Origin of the sequence: Hasllibacter sp. MH4015, from assembly GCF_020177575.1 — a bacterium.
In the GTDB taxonomy this organism is placed as follows: Bacteria; Pseudomonadota; Alphaproteobacteria; order Rhodobacterales; family Rhodobacteraceae; genus Gymnodinialimonas.
In genome coordinates this window covers 297076-315187 of sequence record NZ_JAHTBK010000001.1, presented here as the reverse complement: position 1 = coordinate 315187, position 18112 = coordinate 297076, and the positions used below count along the sequence as shown (strand labels likewise).

Below are 18112 nucleotides of genomic sequence, written 5' to 3'. Positions count from 1 at the left end.
CTCTGCCCCCTCCCCGTGATAGGCACGCCCCAGTTCCCCCGGGAGGACCCTGCCGATGATCCAGACAGCCTGACATATTTCCGCGCGCCGAAAACCCGCGCGCGCCTGTCCTGTCTTTCATCGGAGAAGTGCCTTGCACCCCATCATTTATGACGTGGCGGTTTCCGCCGACGGCTTCATTGCCGGCCCCGACGCGGACGTGTCCGCATTCCCCCCATCCGGTCCCATCGTGGACGATTACACCGACCGCCTCTCGGGCTATGCCGTCGCCCTCATGGGCCGCGCCACCTACGAATTCGGCTACCGCTACGGCCTGCCAACGGGCGCGAATCCCTATCCGCACATGCGCGCGATCGTCGTGTCCGGCGCGATCCAACTGCCCTCCGACGCGCAGGTCGAGGTCTGGCGTGATCTCTCAGGGCTGGAGGCGTTGCGCGAAAGCGGCCCCGGCCCGATCTACCTCTGCGGTGGCGGGCAATTGGCCGGGGCCATCGCATCCGCCGGCCACCTGTCGCAGCTTCGGCTGAAACGTGCGCCCGTGATCCTCGGCGGTGGTACCCCGCTCTTCTCGGGGCTCACCACGCCACCTGCGCTCACGGCGACGGGACAGGTCGATTACGGCGACAACCTGCTGTTTCAGACGTTCCGGATTACCTGACCTTTTCACCCCTGTGCGCCGCCGCCATGGTGGCGCGCAGACCTGTCCCAAAACCGGAAAGTCCGACAATGACCAAAGCTCCCTTCCTCGCCGCAGCGATCACGCTCGCCGCCACGCTGCCCGGCTTCGCCCAATCCGAACTCGACCGCCTTGCCGCCGCGACCGAAGCGGCGGGCGCCAACATGGAAACCTTCCTTGTCAGCCAGGCGCCGTCCCTGGCCGATGTCATGCCCGACTGGACGTGGAGCCCCGAGATGCGCGATGCCGCCGCCTGCACACTCGACGCCATCCGGGACGAGGGCGGAGATGCCGCCGTCGCCGACTACATCACCCAGATGGAAGCCTTCGCCGAAACCGAGATCACGTCGCTCGAACAGGTGGCCCAGGCCACGCCCGTCCCGATCAGCGCGGATTTCGCGGCAGCCACCGGTCAGGCCTGCGGCACCGCCGAACTCGCCATGCAGCAAATGCAGGACAGCGGCCTGATGGCTGCAATGATGGACCCGGCAGTGATGATGCAGCTCATGGGTCAGTAACCCCCACCGGCCTATGGGGCCGCGCCGCGGGCGCGGCTCACGCCCCGGTCTCGGCCAAGGCCCGATCAAGGGCATCCCGCGCCTCCGGCAACCGCCTCAGGCTGGCATCGATCTTCTGTCGCCACCGTGGCCCGGTCTCGTAGGCGTCCCTATACGCATCGACCAGCGCATAGGGCTCCTCCGCCGCGAAATGCCGGATCAGCAGGTCCGCCTGCGCGCGATCCTTGCGCGATTTCCCCGCCTCCGGCCCGTCCCGCCGCCGCTCCGCCACGATCAGCTTATGGATCGCATACCGCGCGGGCTTCGGGACCTGCACCAGCACGCCCTGCCGATACAGGACCGGCACACGGATCGGATCGCGGATCAGGTAGTTCAGGAAATGCAGCGATTGCGCCGAGACGCCGAGGGCGGGCAGGTCGCGCAGCTTTTCCTCGGCCTCGAACGACGGCGTCAGGAACTCCACCAGCGTCTTTCGCTTCGATTGCTCCCACCGCCAGACGCGCCCTTTTTCAAGCGACGGGACGGGCGAAAACTCCAGATCCGAGAACGTCTCGCCCAGGGCGGGGTCGACAGCATCCCCCCCATCGGCAAGTGCCACGGACAAGGCCCGGAACTGAGCCACGTCGATATCTTGCGTGACCGCCGCCTGGTCAGCCCCGAAGCGCACGCCCAACACCCCTTCATACAGCCGGTAGGCATGGGTCCCGATCAAGGTGCTGCCAAGGCGGAACGCTCCGGTCTGTGCAAGTGCGGAAAGAATCCGTCCGGTTTCCAGATCCGGGGCTGCCATCCCCTCCGCCCGCAGAAGCGAAACCAGTCTGGCACGGTCCTTGGCCCGGGCGGCGCGGGTCTCACGCAGATTGATATAGGCTTCCATCGCGGCGCGGCGTGCTGGCTCGTCCGGTCCGATATAGCGTTCCTTTACAGCGTCGCCCAATCGATATTGGTCGTACCAATAAATCTTGCCGGCGATCTTCCGGGCCTTTGGCGCACCGATGATGTCCTCGGCCTCCGCATCTTTCAGCAAGCGCCGAAGGTCTTGCCATGCCGCCTGCGCGGACATAGGGAGCGCGTCATAAGGTGTTTTCATGGACCTACCCTACAAAAGTTCTTCTGTAGGGTAAAGATAATTACCCTACAGACTATTTTTTGTAGGGTAAGTCACTCCCCTCACCGCCCCCTGCGCCCTGAAATCCAATCCACTATACCCCACAAACTTTCCTTTGTGGGGTAAGGGCCATTGCCCCACAAACTATTGTCTGTAGGGCAATGTAATCCCAGCCCCGTCACCCGTCTACGCGGATGACCGCATTGCTCGGATCATAGGGGCTGTCCTCGACCACTTCCGCATCCCACAGCTCCCGGAACATCCGCACCTTCAGCTTGGTGCCGACCTCCGCCAGGTCCGGCCGCACATAACCCATCCCGATCTGCTTGCCGAAGGCGACGGAATACCCGCCCGAGGTCAGGCGTCCGACCTTCTCGCCATCAACCAAAAGCGCCTCACGCCCCCACGGGTCCGCGTCTTCCGGCCCGTCGATTAGCACCGTCACGCATTTCGACCGGATGCCGACAGCTTCCATCGCGGCCTTGCCGTGGAAGTCCTTGCCGAGATCCACAAACCGATCCAGCCCCGCCTCCAGTGGCGTCGCGTCCCGGCCAAGCTCCGTCCCGAAGGCGCGGTACGACTTCTCCTGCCGCAACCAGTTCTGCGCACGACCCCCGACCAGCTTCATCCCATGCTTCTCACCGGCAGTAACCAGTTGATCCCACAGGTAATTCTGCATCTCGATCGAATGGTGCAATTCCCACCCCAACTCGCCCGTATAGGCCACCCGGATCGCGCGCACCGGGCACATGCCCAGCTCGATATTCCGCATGCTCAACCACGGGAACCGCTTGTTGCTCAACACCGTCTCGGGGTCCGCATCGTTCACCAGCTCGTTCAGCACATCGCGCGATTTCGGGCCGGCAATCGCGAAGACACCCCATTTCGTCGTGACATCTTCCGCGTTGATCCGCCCGAACCGATCCTCGTTGGCCATCACAGCCTTATATAAGAAGTCCTCGTCATAGGCGTGCCACGCCCCCGCGCTGACGAGGTAGTAATCATCCTCCGCAACCCGCACGATGGTGTATTCGGTCCGCGTCGTCCCCGCATCGGTCAGCGCATAGGTCAGGTTGATCCGCCCGACCTTGGGCAGCTTGTTGGTGGTGAACCAATCCAGGAACGCCGTCGCCCCTGGCCCTGAAATCCGGTGCTTGGCAAAGGCCGTCGCGTCGATCAGGCCGACACCCTCCCGGATCGCCTCCGCCTCGGCCTTGGCATAATCCCACCAGCCCCCGCGCCGGAACGACCGCGCCTCGCGATCAAATGAATCCGGCGCATCCAGCGGCCCGTAGTAATTCGGCCGTTCGAACCCGTTCACACAGCCAAACTGCGCCCCCGCCGCCTTTTGTCGGTCATAGGCCGGGGCCGTGCGCAAAGGCCGGCACGCCTCCCGCTCCTCATCGGGGTGGTGCAGGATATAGACGTGGTCGTAGCACTCCTCGTTCTTCCGTGCGGCGTACTCCGTCGTCATCCAATCCTGCCCGTAACGCTTGGGATCGAGGCTTGCCATGTCGATCTCGGCCTCACCCTCGACCATCATCTGCGCGAGGTAATAGCCCGTGCCACCCGCTGCCGTGATCCCGAAGGAAAACCCCTCGGCCAGCCACATATTCTGCAAGCCCGGCGCAGGCCCCACCAGCGGATTGCCATCGGGCGTGTAGCAGATCGGGCCATTGAAATCGTCCTTCAGCCCGCTCTCCTCACATGACGGGATGCGGTGGATCATCGCCATGTATTGGTCTTCGATCCGCTCCAGATCGAGCGGGAACAGATCGGCCCGGAAGCTGTCTGGCACCCCATGCTCGAACACCGCAGGCGCGCCCTTCTCGTAAACGCCCAGGATCCACCCGCCCCGCTCCTCACGCACATAGGATTGCGCATCCGCATCGCGGATCACCGGATGCTCCGCATTCCCCTGCCCGCGCCAGTCGACCAGCGCCAGGTCCTGATCCATGACGATGAACTGATGCTCCACCGGGATCGCGGGCATCTTGATGCCGAGCATGCTCGCCGTCCGCTGCACATGGTTGCCCGACGCCGTCACCACATGCTCCGCCGTGATCACCTGGGTCTCGTCGGACGGCACCAGATTGCCCCCCTTCTCGACCATCTTCGTGACCGTCACCTCCCAAGCCTCGCCGTTCCACTCGAACCCATCGGCCTGCCACTTCCGCACGATCTCCACGCCCCGCTGCCGCGCGCCCTTGGCCATCGCCATCGTGACATCGGCGGGGTTAATGTAGCCGTCCGTATTGTGGTAAATCGCGCCTTTCAGATCCTCCGTCCGGATCAGGGGCCAGCGTTCCTTGATCTCCTCCGGCGTCAGCCATTCGAAAGGCACGCCGACTGTCTCAGCGGTGCTGGCATAGAGCATATACTCATCCATCCGCGCCGAGGTCTGCGCCATCCGCAAATTGCCCACCACGGCAAAGCCCGCGTTCAGCCCGGTTTCCTCCTCCAGCGTCTTGTAGAACTTCACGCTGTAATCATGGATATGCGTCGTCGCGTAGGACATGTTGAAGAGCGGCAGCAAACCCGCCGCATGCCAGGTGGAGCCCGACGTCAACTCGTCCCGCTCCAGCAGCATCACATCGTCCCAGCCGGCCTTGGCCAGATGATACGCAATCGAGGTGCCCACGGCACCGCCGCCAACAACAAGGGCTTTGACTTGGGTTTTCATGGGGCACGCGCTCCGGCAGGTCAGGTCTTGCCCCTAACTGCCCCAAAGCCGCGCAACGCGCCTCGCCCACCCGACCTAACGCCGAGGAAAAGCGACATGCAGCGGCCATAGCGGCACTCTGCCCTGCCCTGCACGGTCCCTATCCGTGGATCGGCCCCGATCGCGCCCAGGTCAGACGTCCGCCCGTCGCGATGCGCCAATGCGGGATGGCGGGAGGGCGAGGCCGTCAGGCCAGCGTCTCCGCCATCCGCCGCGTCAACATTGATAGGCGTAGGTGAAGGTCAGCACGTCTTGCGTCACCTGTCCGGTGAAATTACAGCCCTGCCGCACCTGCCGCGTACCGTAGAGCGTGATGCTCGTCTGCCCCGCGCCCACCGGCCCCTCGACCGCATAGGACAGGGGCTGGTTGAAGCAGCCCCCGTTGAACGCATTCGCGCTGCCGCGATAATACCCGCCGCGATTGGTGCCGCTGAACAGAAGCTGGCCGCGATAGATGCCAAGCTGCTCCAATCCCGCGCGGGGCTGCTCATAATGGAAATAGCGGTATTCCCCGTTCGCACTCAGCCGCATCAGGGATCCGTTGTGCCACCAGCAACTGTCGGCGGCGGCCAGCGTCGGGGCCAGCGTGGAAAGGGCCGCAAGGGCCGCAATCAGTATCTTCTCAAGTCTCATCGGGCAGATCTCCAGAAATGTATTGGACTATGCAACAACTCTGCCCGCCGCTGCCCGACCTGTGAATATTCGCGCCCGCGAAAAAGCGCCCTACGCTACACTGCGCCGCAGCAGCGCCATCACCGACCACAAAAGCACGGCGGGCAGAACCAGCGTGCGCAGCACGAAGATCCCGATGATCGTCAGCGTCGCGCGGAACAGCGCGTCGGCCTGCGTCATGAAAACCTCCACCGCGGCCACGTAATTGCTCACTGCAGCGCCCGCGTCCTGCACCTCCCCCACCACGTCCGACAGGCCGGTGAGGAAACCGGAAAACAGGCCATCGGCCTCGGCATCCTCGGCCACCAAATCCTGCTCCCCGTCGCGGATCAGGATGCGCGCCTCGTTGGCGACCGCGTCCAGTTCCGCCGTCGCCGCCTCCCATTGCGGGGCCGTGGCCCGCTCCCCCAGCCACACGCCCCCGGCAAAAACCAGCGGAAGGACCAGACCAAGCGCCGCGCCCAGCCGCACGGCCCGCAGGCTGGCCGCGGCCGCATTCTCGCGCCCCGTTGCACCCGCACCGCCGAGCCCCAGCAATCCGACGCCCAGCACCACAAGGCCAAGCGCCGCCACCGGCTCCAGCCCCACCGTGGCAAGCGCCGCACCGGCGGCCACGGCAAAGACCACGTCCGCCACCCGCTCCACCGTATCATCCACCGGCTCCAGCACTTTCAGGGGCTGCAAACTCGCCTGCGCGCCGATGGAGGCCCCGATCTCAACCTCTTGGGCCGCCGACAAGGCCGCGTTGATCGCCCTCAGCGACACGTAGACACCCGCCGTGACCAGCGCGATCTCTTCCGCCGCATCGACGGCGGGCGGCAAGGCGGGATTGATCCCTCCGCCGCGGGCCAGGTCCAGCAGCCCGACAATCAGGCACAGCGCCCCCGCCAACACGAAGCCCAAGGCCCGCAACCCACGCCGTTTGCCGACGCGCGCCGTTCCACCCGGCGCGTCCGCCCGCCGCTCCCCCTGCAACACCGGGCGCTCAGGCTCCGGCGGGCGCGGGCGGGCGACCAGCGGCGGTTCGACCCGGTCGCTCACAGCATCGACGGCACGACCAGATCCGGCGGCCTGTGTCCATCGGCGAAGGTCTTGATGTTGATCAACACCTTTTCCCCCATCTCGGCGCGGCCCTCGCGGGTGGCCGAACCCATATGGGGCAGCAGAACCACGTTCGACAGCTCCCTGAGGCGCGGGTTCACCTCCCGCCCCTTCTCGAACACATCAAGGCCCGCACCTGCAATCTCGTCCGCGCGCAGCATCCGGGTCAGGGCGTTTTCGTCGATCACCTCCCCGCGCGACGTGTTCACGATCACCGCGTCGGGCTTCATCAGCTTCAGGCGACGGGCATTCATCAGGTGAAACGTGCTCGGCGTGTGGGGGCAATTGACGCTGATCACATCCATCCGGGCGATCATCTGGTCCAGGCTGTCCCAATAGGTCGCCTGCAACTCCGCTTCGGTGTCTTCGTGCAGGCGTCGGCGGTTGTGGTAATGGACCTGCATCCCGAACGCGCCCGCGCGCTTGGCAACCGCCTGCCCGATCCGGCCCATGCCAAGGATGCCCAGCCGCTTGCCCGCGATCCGCCCGCCCATGAACGCCGTGGGGGACCAGCCCTGCCAATTCCCCTCCTGCATCACGGCCATGCCTTCGGGGACCCGGCGCAGGACACCCAGCATCAGCGCCATCACCATGTCGGCGGTATCATCCGTCATCACGCCGGGCGTGTTGCTGACCAACACCCCCCTCTGGCGCGCGGTGGAGACGTCGATATGGTCCACCCCCGCCCCGTAATTGGCGATCAGCTTCAGGCGATCCCCGGCCTGTCCCAGCATCCCGCCCTCGATCCGGTCGGCGATGCAGGGCACCAGAACATCGGCCCGGCGCATCGCATCGACCAATTCATCGCGGTCCATCGGACGGTCGCTTTCGCGCAGCTCCACGTCGAACAATTCCGTCATCCGGGTTTCCACCGCTTCGGGCAACCGTCGCGTTACGACAACACTCAACCGCTGACCTGGCATGGGAAGCCTCCAAACAATAGATTTCTGCGCCTCCCCGTGACACTCTCCGATTGCACTGCGGGGCGCAAGATCACGCAGGGCCGGGCAAGACCAAAGGCACCGCCGCGCGACCAAATGCGCATCTCCGGCAAGGGGCGGGCCGTGACGAGACGAGGCAGACCAGACATGCGCAGATATGCGTTCCTATTTCTCTCCCTATGTATGCTGGCGCTTGCGCCGTTACCCGCCGCCGCCCAATCCGAGGGCGCGGAGCCGCGCGTCGGCCCGGTCACCGGCTTCCCAATTCCGCGCTACGTCTCGATCCGCGCGTCCGAAGGCAATGCCCGCCGCGGCCCGTCGCGCAGCCACCGGATCGACTGGGTCTTCACCCGCCGCCACATGCCGGTGATGATCGTCGCCGAACACGGCCATTGGCGTCGCGTCGTGGACCGCGACGGCGCGGGCGGCTGGATGCATTATTCGCTGTTGAGCGGCGAACGCTCCGCCATCGTGGAGACGGACATGCTCGCCCTTTACGCCCGCCCCGACACCGGCACCGCCATCCGCGCCTATGCCGAGCTTGGCGTCACCGGGCGACTTCGCGAATGCCAGCCCGATTGGTGCCTGATGGAGGTTGGCGGCTATCGCGGCTGGGTCGATGCAAGCGCGCTTTGGGGTGTCGAACAGGGTGAGGTGTTCGACTGACCCGCCGACGCAGGCGAATCCGATTGATATACCATTGATATACCTTGCATCGCGGTTTGGAGCGCCCTGTTAACCAGGTTTGCCGCTCCGACCCGCTACGCGGCGCTATCCAGCCCGCGCCCTTTCAACAGCGCCTCGACCCCCGGCATCCGGCCCCGGAACGCGGTGTAAAGCACGTCCGGTTCCTCCCTGCCGCCCGCCGAAAGAATGTGCGTTTCCAAGGCCTTGGCCATCTTCGGATCGAATGCGCCACCCGCCTCCTCGAAGGCCTCGAATGCATCCGCATCCATCACTTCGGACCACATGTAGCTGTAGTAACCGCTGGAATAGCCATCGCCCGCAAAGACATGGGCGAATTGCGGGGTGCGGTGCCGCATCTCAATCGCGTGGGGCATTCCGATCCGCTCAAGGGTTTTTTCTTGTAATTCCATTGGGTTATCCGGCGCGTCCCCGTCGTGGAAATCGAGATCCACAAGGGCGGAGGCAACGTATTCCACCGTCGAGAACCCCATGTCATAGGTCTGCGCCGCCAGAAGACGCTCCAACAAATCGCGCGGCATCGCCTCTCCGGTTTCTACATGGGTTGCGAATTTCTCAAGGACTTCAGGCACTTCCAGCCAATGTTCGTAAAGCTGGCTCGGCAATTCCACGAAGTCCCGCGCCACGGATGTCCCGGAAATCGACCCATAGGTCACGTCACTCAACATCTGGTGCAGCGCATGGCCGAATTCGTGAAACAAGGTCCGCGCATCGTCGTAGGACAGCAAGCTCGGCGCGCCTTTTGCGAAGTTGCAGACATTCACCACGATGGGCCGCGTGTCGCCGCCAAGCTTCTTCTGGGACCGCATGGCCGAGCACCACGCGCCAGATCGCTTGGACCCGCGCGCGAAATAATCCCCAATGAAAACAGCGACATGCTTTCCATCTCGCGTCACCTCCCACGCCCGCGCGTCGGGATGGTAGAGCGTCACGTCCAGTGGCTCGAACGACAGACCAAACAGCCGATTGGCACAATCGAAGGCCGCCGCGATCATCGCGTCAAGCGACAGGTACGGCTTCAACTCGGCCTCATCCAGGTCATGCTCAGCCTTGCGCCGCTTCTCCGAATAATAGCGCCAATCCCAGGGCTCCAGCGGGCCGTTCACGCCATCCTCGGCCATCATCGCCGCCAGCTTTTCAGCATCCGCCTCCGCCTGCGCCTTGGCCGGTTCCCAGACCGCCATCAGGAGATCGCGCACGTTGTCCGCCGATCCCGCCATCTCCGTCTCCAGCTTGAAGGCCGCGAAATCCTTATATCCCAACAGCTTGGCCCGCTCTTCGCGCAGCGCCAGCGTTTCCGCCGCGATGGCGCGATTGTCCGTCTCACCGCCATTGGCGCCGCGCGCGGCCCACGCTTTGTACGCCGTCTCTCGCAGGTCGCGCCGGGGCGAGAATTGCAGGAACGGCACGATCAGCGACCGCGACAGCGTCACAACCGGCCCATCTGCGCCCAATTCTGCCCCCGCCGCGCGGGCCGCGTCGATCACGAAATCCGGCAGGCCGTCCAGATCCGCTTCCGCCAAAGGCATCGACCAATCCCGTTCATCCGCCAGAAGGTTCTGCATGAAGCTGGTGCCAAGAACGGCCAGGCGCGATTTCACCTCCGTCAGCCGGTCGCGATCCGCCCCTTCCAGCGCCGCGCCGGACCGCACGAAACTGCGGTGGGTCAGGTACAGGACACGCGCCTGTTCGTCGGACAGGCCAAGGTCGTCGCGGCGTTGCCACAGAACGTCGATACGGGCGAACAGCTTGGAATTGTTCGTGATTTCCGAGGAATAGGCCGCGAATTTCGGCGCGTAATCCCGTTGCAGGGCCTCCCGCGCGGGCGTTGCATCGGCACCGGCGAGGTTGAAGAACACACCCGCCACGCGGTCCAGCAGCGCGTCGGCCATCTCCAACGCCTCGATCGTGTTCTCGAAGGTCGGGGCCGCGTCCTGATCCGCGATCTCCGCCACCCTTGCGCGCCCATCGTCGAGGGCGGCATCCAGCGCCGGACCAAAATCCTCATCCGAAATCGCGTCGAAGGGCGGCAAAGCGAATGGCGTATCCCAGGTCTTGAGCAGCGGGTTTGTCATGGTCAGATCTCCTTCGCTCAACACATAGGCGCAATCGGGCGCGCCAACACCCCCCGCTATCGCCGCGCGCTGCGCCGCATCCGAATTTCCAACTGACCCAAGGCCAGCGACAGCGTGATGGTCATGGTCAGGTAAATCAGCGCGACCACGTTATAGGTCTCGAAATACCGGAAATTCGATGCCGCCGTGACCTTGCCCAATTGCGTGACGTCAAGCACGCCAAGGACCGAGACCAGCGAGGAATCCTTGACCATTGCCACGAAATCATTGCCGAGCGGCGGCAGGATCGTTCGGATCGCCTGCGGGAACACGATATGCCGGAACCGGTTCCACCGGCTGAGCCCCAAGGCATCTGCCGCCTCCAGCTGCCCCGGATCGACCGATTGGAGACCAGCGCGAAACACCTCCGCGATGAAGGCCGAATAGCCGATGGCCAACGCGATGATCGCGCGCCAAAGCAGCGGGAAATCCCGAGTGCGGATGGTGTCCACTCCCAGGGATTCCGCCAGCCAATTATAGGCGGCTACGACACCCGGCGCGAAGACGAACGCGACGTAGAGCAGCAGCACGATAATCGGCACACCGCGCACGATCTCGATATAGAACCGGGCGACCTGCCGCAGGAACAGACTGCGCGACACGCTCATCAGGGCCAGGCCCAGGCCCATCGTCGCCGCCATCGAAAACCCGACGAGCGTGACGAAAATCGTGATCAGGATGCCGCGGCGGAGCGTGGTGAGGACCTGGAGATAGACGTCATCAATGGCGATCTGCCATGCGGCGAACACCCAAAGCCCCGCAATGGCTAACAGCCAATACGGGAAATCCTTGTCGGAATTTGCGGAGGTGGGACCCATCGGGCGGGAAGCGAACGCGCCGGACGGCCCGGCGCGCTCTCGATCTTATTCGCCGAGCGCGTAGTCGACGAACCAGCGCTGGTCGAGCTCCTCCAGCGTGCCATCCTCACGCATGCTTTCGATGCCCGCGTCGATTGCGGCGACCAATTCGCTGTCGTTGGGGAAGATGAAGCCGAATTCCTCGGTGCCGAGCGGATCTCCGATCATCTGCAGGCGTTCGGGATTGGCGCTGACATAGCCCTGTCCACCGGCGCTATCGGCCAGAACCATGTCGACATCGCCCACCAGAAGCGACTGGATCGCGGCGGGGATGGTTTCGAACAGGACCAGGCGCGGGTTCGCCTCATCCCCGTCCAGCACGTCGTAGACACCCACGTAGAACGGTGTCGTGCCGGCCTGCGTTCCGATCAGAAGTTCCTCATCCGCGGCAAAGCTTTCCGCGTCGCTGAACCGGTCCTCGTCCGCGGCGACAAGCATCCGCATCTGGCTGACCATGTAGGGGGCGGAGAAATCGACCAACTCATCACGATCCTCGCGTATGGTGATGCCGGTCATGCCCATGTCGTACTGGCCTTCGGACACCGCCGGGATCATCGCGTCCCAGCTGATATTCTCGATCACCGGGGTGAAGTTCAGACGCTCCGCCAGGATCGCGAGCGCGTCATATTCCCACCCGATCGCCATGCCCGTGACGGGGTCCACGAATTGCAGCGGCGGGTAGGCGTTTTCAGTGACGACGACCACCTCGGCCCCTTCGAGATCGGGCAAATGACCGTCGGCGGCGGCAGTGAGTGGCATGAGCGCGGCAAGGGCCACGGCGGCAAAACGGATCATCTGACATCTCCCTGAATTGACTGGTCGCAGTATGACGTGCGGGCGCGCAACGGCAAGGGGCCGCGCGGTCAGACGCCGCCGCAGATGTCGCAATCGGCCCGGCGCTGCACCTTGATGAGGCGGGTTTCAGCGTGAAGTGCATCATAGATCAGCATCCGACCGCGCAAGCCTTCGCCCGCGCCAGTGATTTCCTTGATCGCCTCCAACGCCATCATCGAGCCGATCACGCCCGGAAGCGCCCCGATCACACCGGTCTCCGAACAGGTCGCGGCCTGGTCCGGGCCGGGGGCGCTGGGGAAGACGCACGCCATGCAAGGCACGCCGCCCGCCGGGTCATAAAGTGTCACCTGCCCTTCCCAGGCGGAGATTGCGCCGGCCAGAACGGGCCGACCGGCGGCAACCGCAGCCCGGTTCACGACGTCACGCACGGCGAATGTGTCGGTGCCGTCAAGGATCAGATCGTAATCGGCGAACAGCTCCGCCGCGATGTCCGATGTCAGTTCCCTGTGGTAGGGACGCAGGTCCACATGGGGGTTCAGCGCCGTGGCGGCGATCTGGGCGGAAAACACCTTCGGCATGTCGATGCGCGCATCGGTATGGGCGATCTGGCGTTGCAGGTTCGACAGGCTGACCGCGTCATGGTCCACCACGCCGATACGCCCCACGCCCGCCGCCGCGAGGTAAAGCAGCGCCGGTGACCCAAGCCCGCCCGCGCCCACCAAAAGCACCTTGGCGTTTTTGAGTGCCAATTGCCCGCCGCCACCGATATCGGGAAGCGTGATGTGCCGGGCGTACCGCTCGATCTCGACGTCGGAAAATGGCCCGTCGGCGACCGGGGCAGCCTCTTCGCGTTCAGCCTCCCGCGCCTCCGCCTGCCCGCGCAGACGAAGCAGGACGAGACGATAGAGCAGGATCAGCGCCAGCGCCGCCCCCAGCAAAAGCCAAAGCGCCGCTGACCCGCCCGTCGCCTCGCGCAGGGGATGGCCCGTGGGCAAAGCAAGCTGTAGCCCCAGGACCGCGACGTAGAGCAGGCCAAGCATGTAGAGGCGCGCCTGAACGGGCGTCTTCATCACCACCCCCAGGCCCCAGATCGCACCGGCAAGGATTAGGACGAACAGCATCAGTCGGCACCCGTGGACCCGAAGCCACCGCTACCGCGGCCCGTCTCGGAAAGCCGTGTTGCAGACGTGAATGTCGCCTGCACAACCGGGGCGATCACCGCCTGCGCGATGCGTGCGCCGTGGTCCACCGCAAACGCGTCCCGACCGAGGTTCACAAGGATGACGCCCAGCGGTCCGCGGTAATCGCAATCAATGGTCCCGGGCGCATTGGCGAGCGTCACACCGTGTTTCAGGGCGAGGCCCGACCGGGGCCTGACCTGCATCTCGTAGCCCTCGGGGATCGCGATACGCAGGCCGGTCGGCACAAGCGCGCGGTCGCCGGGCGCAAGGATCAGTCCCGTGTTCCGATCCTCTTGCCGCAGATTGGCGCGCAAATCGGCACCTGCCGCACCGGCGGTGGCGTAGTCCGGCAGCGCCACGTCGACGTCGGCCCACGGCTCTCGCAGAACTTCGATCACGACGTCCAACAGCAATGCCCCTCTTTCTGCCCGCGAGGGATCATGCGCCGCCGATTGCGTCGGCGATGCGCCGCGCCAGCCGCCGGGCCACCTCGTCCTTCGGCAATCTAGGCCACTCTTCCGCGCCGTCATCCGAGATCAGGACGATCCGGTTCTCGGTCCCGCCCATGATGCCCGTCGCGGGCGATACGTCGTTGGCAACGATCCAGTCGCAGCCCTTGCGCAGGCGCTTGGCGCTGGCATGGGCGACGACATCGTCGGTTTCCGCGGCAAATCCCACGACAAGGCCGGGTCGCCCCGCGCCCATGGCCGATACGCCCGCAAGAATGTCTTCGTTCTCCGCAAATTCCAGGGCCGGCGCCTTGCCGCTGCCATCCTTCTTCATCTTGGACCGGCTCGCATTTTCCACCCGCCAATCGGCCACGGCGGCGGCGAATATTGCGGCATCGGCCGGATGGGCGCGGCCCACGGCCTCGGCCATCTGCGCGGCGGTTTCCACCGCGATGACGTCGACACCGGCGGGCGGCGGCACGGTCGCGGGCCCGGTCACGAAACTCACCCGCGCGCCAAGGTCTCGCAAAGCGGCCGCAAGCGCCGTCCCCTGCGCGCCTGAGGACCGGTTGGCGATGTAGCGGACCGGGTCGATCGGTTCATGGGTCGGGCCGGAGGTGACGATGACGTGCTTGCCCGTCAGCGGACCATCGGAAAGCGCGGCATCCACGGCACGCACGATATCAGGCACTTCGGCCATCCGCCCGGGGCCGAATTCGCCGCACGCCATGTTCCCATTATCCGGTCCGACGACCAGAACATTGTCGCTTTTGAGGGTTTCAAGGTTACGTTGCGTGGCCGGATGCTCCCACATCCGCACGTTCATCGCGGGCGCGATCAGCACGGGCTTGTCCGTCGCCATCAAGAGTGTGGAGGCAAGGTCGTTGGCATGGCCATGGGCCATCTTGGCCATCAGATCCGCCGTCGCGGGCGCCACGACCAGCAAATCGGCGGCGCGGCTCAACTCGATATGACCCATCTCCGCCTCGTCGGTCAGATCGAAAAGGTCGCGATAGACCTTCTGTGCGGCCAGGGCCGACGCGCTGAGCGGGGTCACGAATTCCTCTGCCGCCGACGTCAGAACGGGCGTCACGCTGGCCCCTTCGTCCCGCAGACGCCGGATCAGGTCGAGCGATTTGAAAGCGGCAATGCCGCCCCCGATGATCAGGAGAATTCGCTTGTCTGCCAGCATCGTGGCCCCTTTCGACATCCGCTGCGCAGGTTAGGCGTGCAGCACGCGCCCTTCAATCGGAATCGGGGCGCGGCAGGGTCGCGCAGGTCGTGGGCAAGTGCATGTCGGCCCGGATCGTCAGAAACCGGTCCATCGTCATGCCGGGTTGCGCCAGCACCATCGTCGCGCAGACGCGCTCCAACGGGTAGGAGCCGTAGGCGGCGCGCGGCAGACCCTCCCCCGCCATGGCCCGGGCGATCATCTCCCCGTGGGCCGGTCCCAGCGCGGCAATATCCGCCACGCCTTCACGCACCCAGAACGCGGCACGGAACATGGCAAATCCGCCCAACACCTCGGCGTGGCGCAAGTGGGTCATCTCGTGGACCAGGTAATAAGTCAGATCACGGGGCGGCGGCACCGGCGCGCCGTCGTTCAGAAGCAGCCCCGCCTCCAAATCCGCACCGCTCAGGAACATGCGGTCCTGCCAGAACGCCGGATAGGTCAACCCGCCCGCCCCGGGTGCCCCGCGAAAGAACAGCCAATTGCGCCAGCCGCCTTCGGCCAGAAAAACATGGATCTGATGGTCGGGCTGGCCGAACGGCGTGTCCTGCATGTCGGCCCATGCTGTTGCAGCAGCCCGGATCGCCGCGTCCTGCGGCAAGGGGTCCGTCGCGTGGAACATGATGCGGTGATCACCCGCCTGATGCGCGAATGCCAAGGCGGGAAAGGCCGTAAAGATCGTCGCCAGCGCCATCGCGCAGGCGCAAACGCCCCCGACGACCAGCGCGAGGGCGTTGACGATTTTTCGCGTCAGGGGTCTGGCCATCAACGGGGTCGCTGGCAGCGCGCGACACCCCTCAGCGAAGGGATGTCACGACCTCCAGCCCGCGCGCGGCGACGTCTGGCGGCAGGCTCGTCGCGAGGGTCGCGGCGAACATCAAAAGCAATGCGGCCAACGGCGCATGGAGGATCACACGGCGAGGAATGACCGGACCTCCTTAGACTGCGCTTCGAGCGTCTTGCGCATCTTGCCGAATGCGGCGGCCTCCAACTGGCGCACACGTTCCTTGCTGAGGCCAAGCTCATCGCCCAGGCTTTCAAGCGTCCGGGGGTCTTCGCGCAGCTTGCGCTCACGCACGATGAATCGCTCCCGGTCGTTCAGGGCATTCATCGAGGTGATCAGCCATTCGCGCAATTGGGCGGTGTCGTGGCTGTGCTCCACCAACTCGGCGGCCTGGTCGCTGTCGTCTTCGAGGGTGTCGATCCATTCGCGCCCCTCATCCTCGACGGATTGGGTGGCATTGAGCGAATAGTCGGATCCGGCAAGGCGGCCTTCCATCATCTCCACATCGTGCAGCGGAACGCCCACTTCCGTCGCTATCATCTGGCGCAGCTGGTGCTTGTCCAACGTCTCTCCGGCTTTCATCGCTTCGCGCTCCAGCCGCGCCTGCACCCGGCGCATGTTGAAGAACAGCGATTTCTGAGAGGAGGTGGAGCCGGTGCGCACCATGGACCAGTTGCGCATCACGTGGTCCTGGATTGACGCCTTGATCCACCAAACGGCATAGGTCGAAAAGCGCACGCCGCGGTCGGGGTCGAACTTGTCGGCTGCTTTCATCAGGCCAAGGCCCGCTTCCTGAATAAGGTCGTTCATGGGCGCGCCGTAGCGTTTGAACTTCGCGGCCATGGAGATCGCAAGGCGCATATAGGCGGTGATCAGGCGATGCAGGCTTTCCTCGCACCTGTCATCGCGCCACGCATAGGCAAGCCGCAACTCCGTCTCCGCATCCAGCAATTCCGCCTTCATCGCGCGGCGGGAAAGGGACTGGTCTGAACCCATATCTAATGCCATAACGACCCCCCGGTTCTGTTAACGTCTTGGACACACCATTTTGGCTGTGTTTGAAGGGGATACGCAGCTAAAAACCAATCGGATCACTTTTTGGGACATTAAATTGCGCCTACCCCCTCTGACCCTCGTTCTCGGCGGTGCATCCAGCGGCAAATCGGCCTTCGCTGAGAAGATGGTGCTGCAATCGGGCTTCGCCAAAGTCTACCTCGCCACGGCCGAAGCCCTGGACGGTGAGATGACCGACAAGATCGCCCGCCACCGGGCACAACGCGCCGGGCACAATTGGCGCACGGTCGAGGCGCCCCACGACACCGCCACCGCCCTGTCGCGGATCGAACCGGACGAGGCGGTGCTGCTGGATTGCGTGACCTTCTGGCTCACGAACCTGATGGTCGATGACGGCGATTGGGAGGAGGAATTCGATGTCCTTCTCGACGTGCTTCTCCAGATGCGGTCGCCGGTCGTGATGGTCAGCAACGACGTCTCGGGTGGCGTGGTGCCGGAGAATGCACTGGCGCGGTCGTTCCAGCGCATCCAGGGGCAGATCAACCAACGCCTCGCCGCGCAAAGCGACCTGGTGGTCTATGTCACGGCGGGCCTGCCGCAGGTCCTCAAGGGACAGCCGGATTTCGAACCGGTGGACGATCCTTGGTAAGGCGCATCTTCTGGGTCCGCCACGGTCCCACCCACCAAAAGACTTTCACCGGATGGCGTGACGTGCCCGCCGATCTGTCCGATACCGGCGCGGTGATGCGTATGCGCGATTGGCTGCCTGCCGACGCGCCGATTGCGTCCTCCGACCTCAAGCGCGCCGTGGCCACGGCGGATGCCATCGCCGGTGGGCGCAGACGGCTGGCCCACGATCCCGATTTGCGCGAATTCGATTTCGGTACGTGGGACGGGCTGCATTTCAACGTTGTGGCAGAACGCGACCCGGATTTGAGTTGGTCGTTCTGGGACGAACCGGGCGACGTCGCCGCACCGGGCGGCGAAAGCTGGTTCCAGGTGCGCGACCGCGTGGCGCGCGCTGTCGACCGGGCCCTGGCCAACAATCCTGGCGACGTGATCCTTGTCGCTCATTTCGGCGCGATCCTGTGCCATGTCGCCCACGCGACCGGCCAGACACCCAAGGCGATCCTTGCCCAGAAGATCGACCCGCTTTCGGTCACGGAACTGGTCGAGGCAGGCGATTGCTGGACGCTCGGCGCGGTCAATCACCAACCGTGATCGCCCCCGTCACAGGCTTTCGT

General features: G+C 64.7%; 18 protein-coding genes. 5 read left to right on the top strand and 13 right to left on the bottom strand.

Translation table 11 applies throughout. The features are described 5' to 3' along the window. Positions 1–133 precede the first annotated feature (133 nt). Together KUW62_RS01765 and KUW62_RS01760 are read left to right on the top strand one after the other, a co-directional pair. Positions 134–658 carry a dihydrofolate reductase family protein gene (locus tag KUW62_RS01765; RefSeq protein WP_224813795.1) on the top strand — a complete coding sequence of 175 codons (525 nt, stop codon included), beginning with the start codon at positions 134–136 and terminating at the stop codon, positions 656–658. 68 nt (positions 659–726) lie between these two features. Beyond that, positions 727–1194, top strand: coding sequence for a hypothetical protein (locus tag KUW62_RS01760; RefSeq protein ID WP_224813794.1), 468 nt, complete (start codon positions 727–729; stop codon positions 1192–1194). A 37-nt stretch (positions 1195–1231) separates the two neighbouring features. Here KUW62_RS01760 and KUW62_RS01755 read toward each other — a convergent pair whose 3' ends face one another. The 5 genes from KUW62_RS01755 to KUW62_RS01735 form a co-directional block, all read right to left on the bottom strand. Next, positions 1232–2284, bottom strand: a complete 1053-nt coding sequence (locus KUW62_RS01755) for a GSU2403 family nucleotidyltransferase fold protein (RefSeq protein ID WP_224813793.1) — start codon at positions 2282–2284, stop codon at positions 1232–1234. Positions 2285–2480: 196 nt separating this feature from the next. Further along, complete coding sequence (locus KUW62_RS01750) at positions 2481–4985, bottom strand: FAD-dependent oxidoreductase (RefSeq protein WP_224813792.1); 2505 nt, start codon at positions 4983–4985, stop codon at positions 2481–2483. A 255-nt stretch (positions 4986–5240) separates the two neighbouring features. Beyond that, positions 5241–5657, bottom strand: coding sequence for a hypothetical protein (locus KUW62_RS01745; protein ID WP_224813791.1), 417 nt, complete (start codon positions 5655–5657; stop codon positions 5241–5243). Positions 5658–5747: 90 nt separating this feature from the next. After that, positions 5748–6737, bottom strand: a complete 990-nt coding sequence (locus KUW62_RS01740) for a hypothetical protein (protein ID WP_224813790.1) — start codon at positions 6735–6737, stop codon at positions 5748–5750. After that, on the bottom strand, positions 6734–7720 hold the full coding sequence (locus KUW62_RS01735) for a D-glycerate dehydrogenase (protein WP_224813789.1): 987 nt from the start codon (positions 7718–7720) through the stop codon (positions 6734–6736). Before KUW62_RS01735 ends, KUW62_RS01740 begins: the two co-directional genes overlap by 4 nt. Before the next feature lie 201 nt (positions 7721–7921). Here KUW62_RS01735 and KUW62_RS01730 point away from each other — a divergent pair, with 201 nt between their 5' ends. Further along, positions 7922–8404: an SH3 domain-containing protein gene (locus KUW62_RS01730; RefSeq protein ID WP_224813788.1), complete on the top strand. Its 483-nt coding sequence runs from the start codon at positions 7922–7924 to the stop codon at positions 8402–8404. Between the two features lie 95 nt (positions 8405–8499). Here the strand turns inward: KUW62_RS01730 and KUW62_RS01725 are convergent, their stop codons facing one another. The 8 genes from KUW62_RS01725 to KUW62_RS01690 all read right to left on the bottom strand — a co-directional run bounded on the left by KUW62_RS01725 (position 8500) and on the right by KUW62_RS01690 (position 16862). Further along, complete coding sequence (locus KUW62_RS01725) at positions 8500–10518, bottom strand: M3 family metallopeptidase (protein ID WP_224813787.1); 2019 nt, start codon at positions 10516–10518, stop codon at positions 8500–8502. 56 nt (positions 10519–10574) lie between these two features. Beyond that, the gene (locus KUW62_RS01720; protein ID WP_224813786.1) at positions 10575–11375 is read right to left on the bottom strand and encodes an amino acid ABC transporter permease; all 801 of its coding nucleotides are present in this window, start codon (positions 11373–11375) and stop codon (positions 10575–10577) included. Between the two features lie 45 nt (positions 11376–11420). Then, a complete protein-coding gene (locus KUW62_RS01715) occupies positions 11421–12209 on the bottom strand; it encodes a transporter substrate-binding domain-containing protein (RefSeq protein WP_224813785.1) in 789 nt (262 codons plus the stop codon). Positions 12210–12277: 68 nt separating this feature from the next. After that, positions 12278–13330 (bottom strand): HesA/MoeB/ThiF family protein, encoded by a 1053-nt coding sequence (locus tag KUW62_RS01710; protein ID WP_224813784.1) that lies wholly within the window; start codon positions 13328–13330, stop codon positions 12278–12280. Then, positions 13330–13797, bottom strand: a complete 468-nt coding sequence (dut, locus tag KUW62_RS01705) for a dUTP diphosphatase (RefSeq protein WP_224817020.1) — start codon at positions 13795–13797, stop codon at positions 13330–13332. The genes KUW62_RS01710 and dut overlap by 1 nt, the downstream gene beginning before the upstream one ends. Before the next feature lie 31 nt (positions 13798–13828). Beyond that, a complete protein-coding gene (gene coaBC, locus KUW62_RS01700) occupies positions 13829–15031 on the bottom strand; it encodes a bifunctional phosphopantothenoylcysteine decarboxylase/phosphopantothenate--cysteine ligase CoaBC (protein ID WP_224817019.1) in 1203 nt (400 codons plus the stop codon). A 52-nt stretch (positions 15032–15083) separates the two neighbouring features. Further along, positions 15084–15836 (bottom strand): hypothetical protein, encoded by a 753-nt coding sequence (locus KUW62_RS01695; protein WP_224813783.1) that lies wholly within the window; start codon positions 15834–15836, stop codon positions 15084–15086. 144 nt (positions 15837–15980) lie between these two features. Further along, complete coding sequence (locus KUW62_RS01690) at positions 15981–16862, bottom strand: RNA polymerase factor sigma-32 (protein ID WP_224813782.1); 882 nt, start codon at positions 16860–16862, stop codon at positions 15981–15983. Between the two features lie 103 nt (positions 16863–16965). Between KUW62_RS01690 and cobU the strand changes: the two genes are divergently transcribed. After that, the gene (gene cobU / locus KUW62_RS01685; protein ID WP_224813781.1) at positions 16966–17517 is read left to right on the top strand and encodes a bifunctional adenosylcobinamide kinase/adenosylcobinamide-phosphate guanylyltransferase; all 552 of its coding nucleotides are present in this window, start codon (positions 16966–16968) and stop codon (positions 17515–17517) included. Beyond that, positions 17511–18089 (top strand): histidine phosphatase family protein, encoded by a 579-nt coding sequence (locus KUW62_RS01680; RefSeq protein WP_224813780.1) that lies wholly within the window; start codon positions 17511–17513, stop codon positions 18087–18089. Before cobU ends, KUW62_RS01680 begins: the two co-directional genes overlap by 7 nt. The last annotated feature ends 23 nt before the right edge of the window (positions 18090–18112 follow it).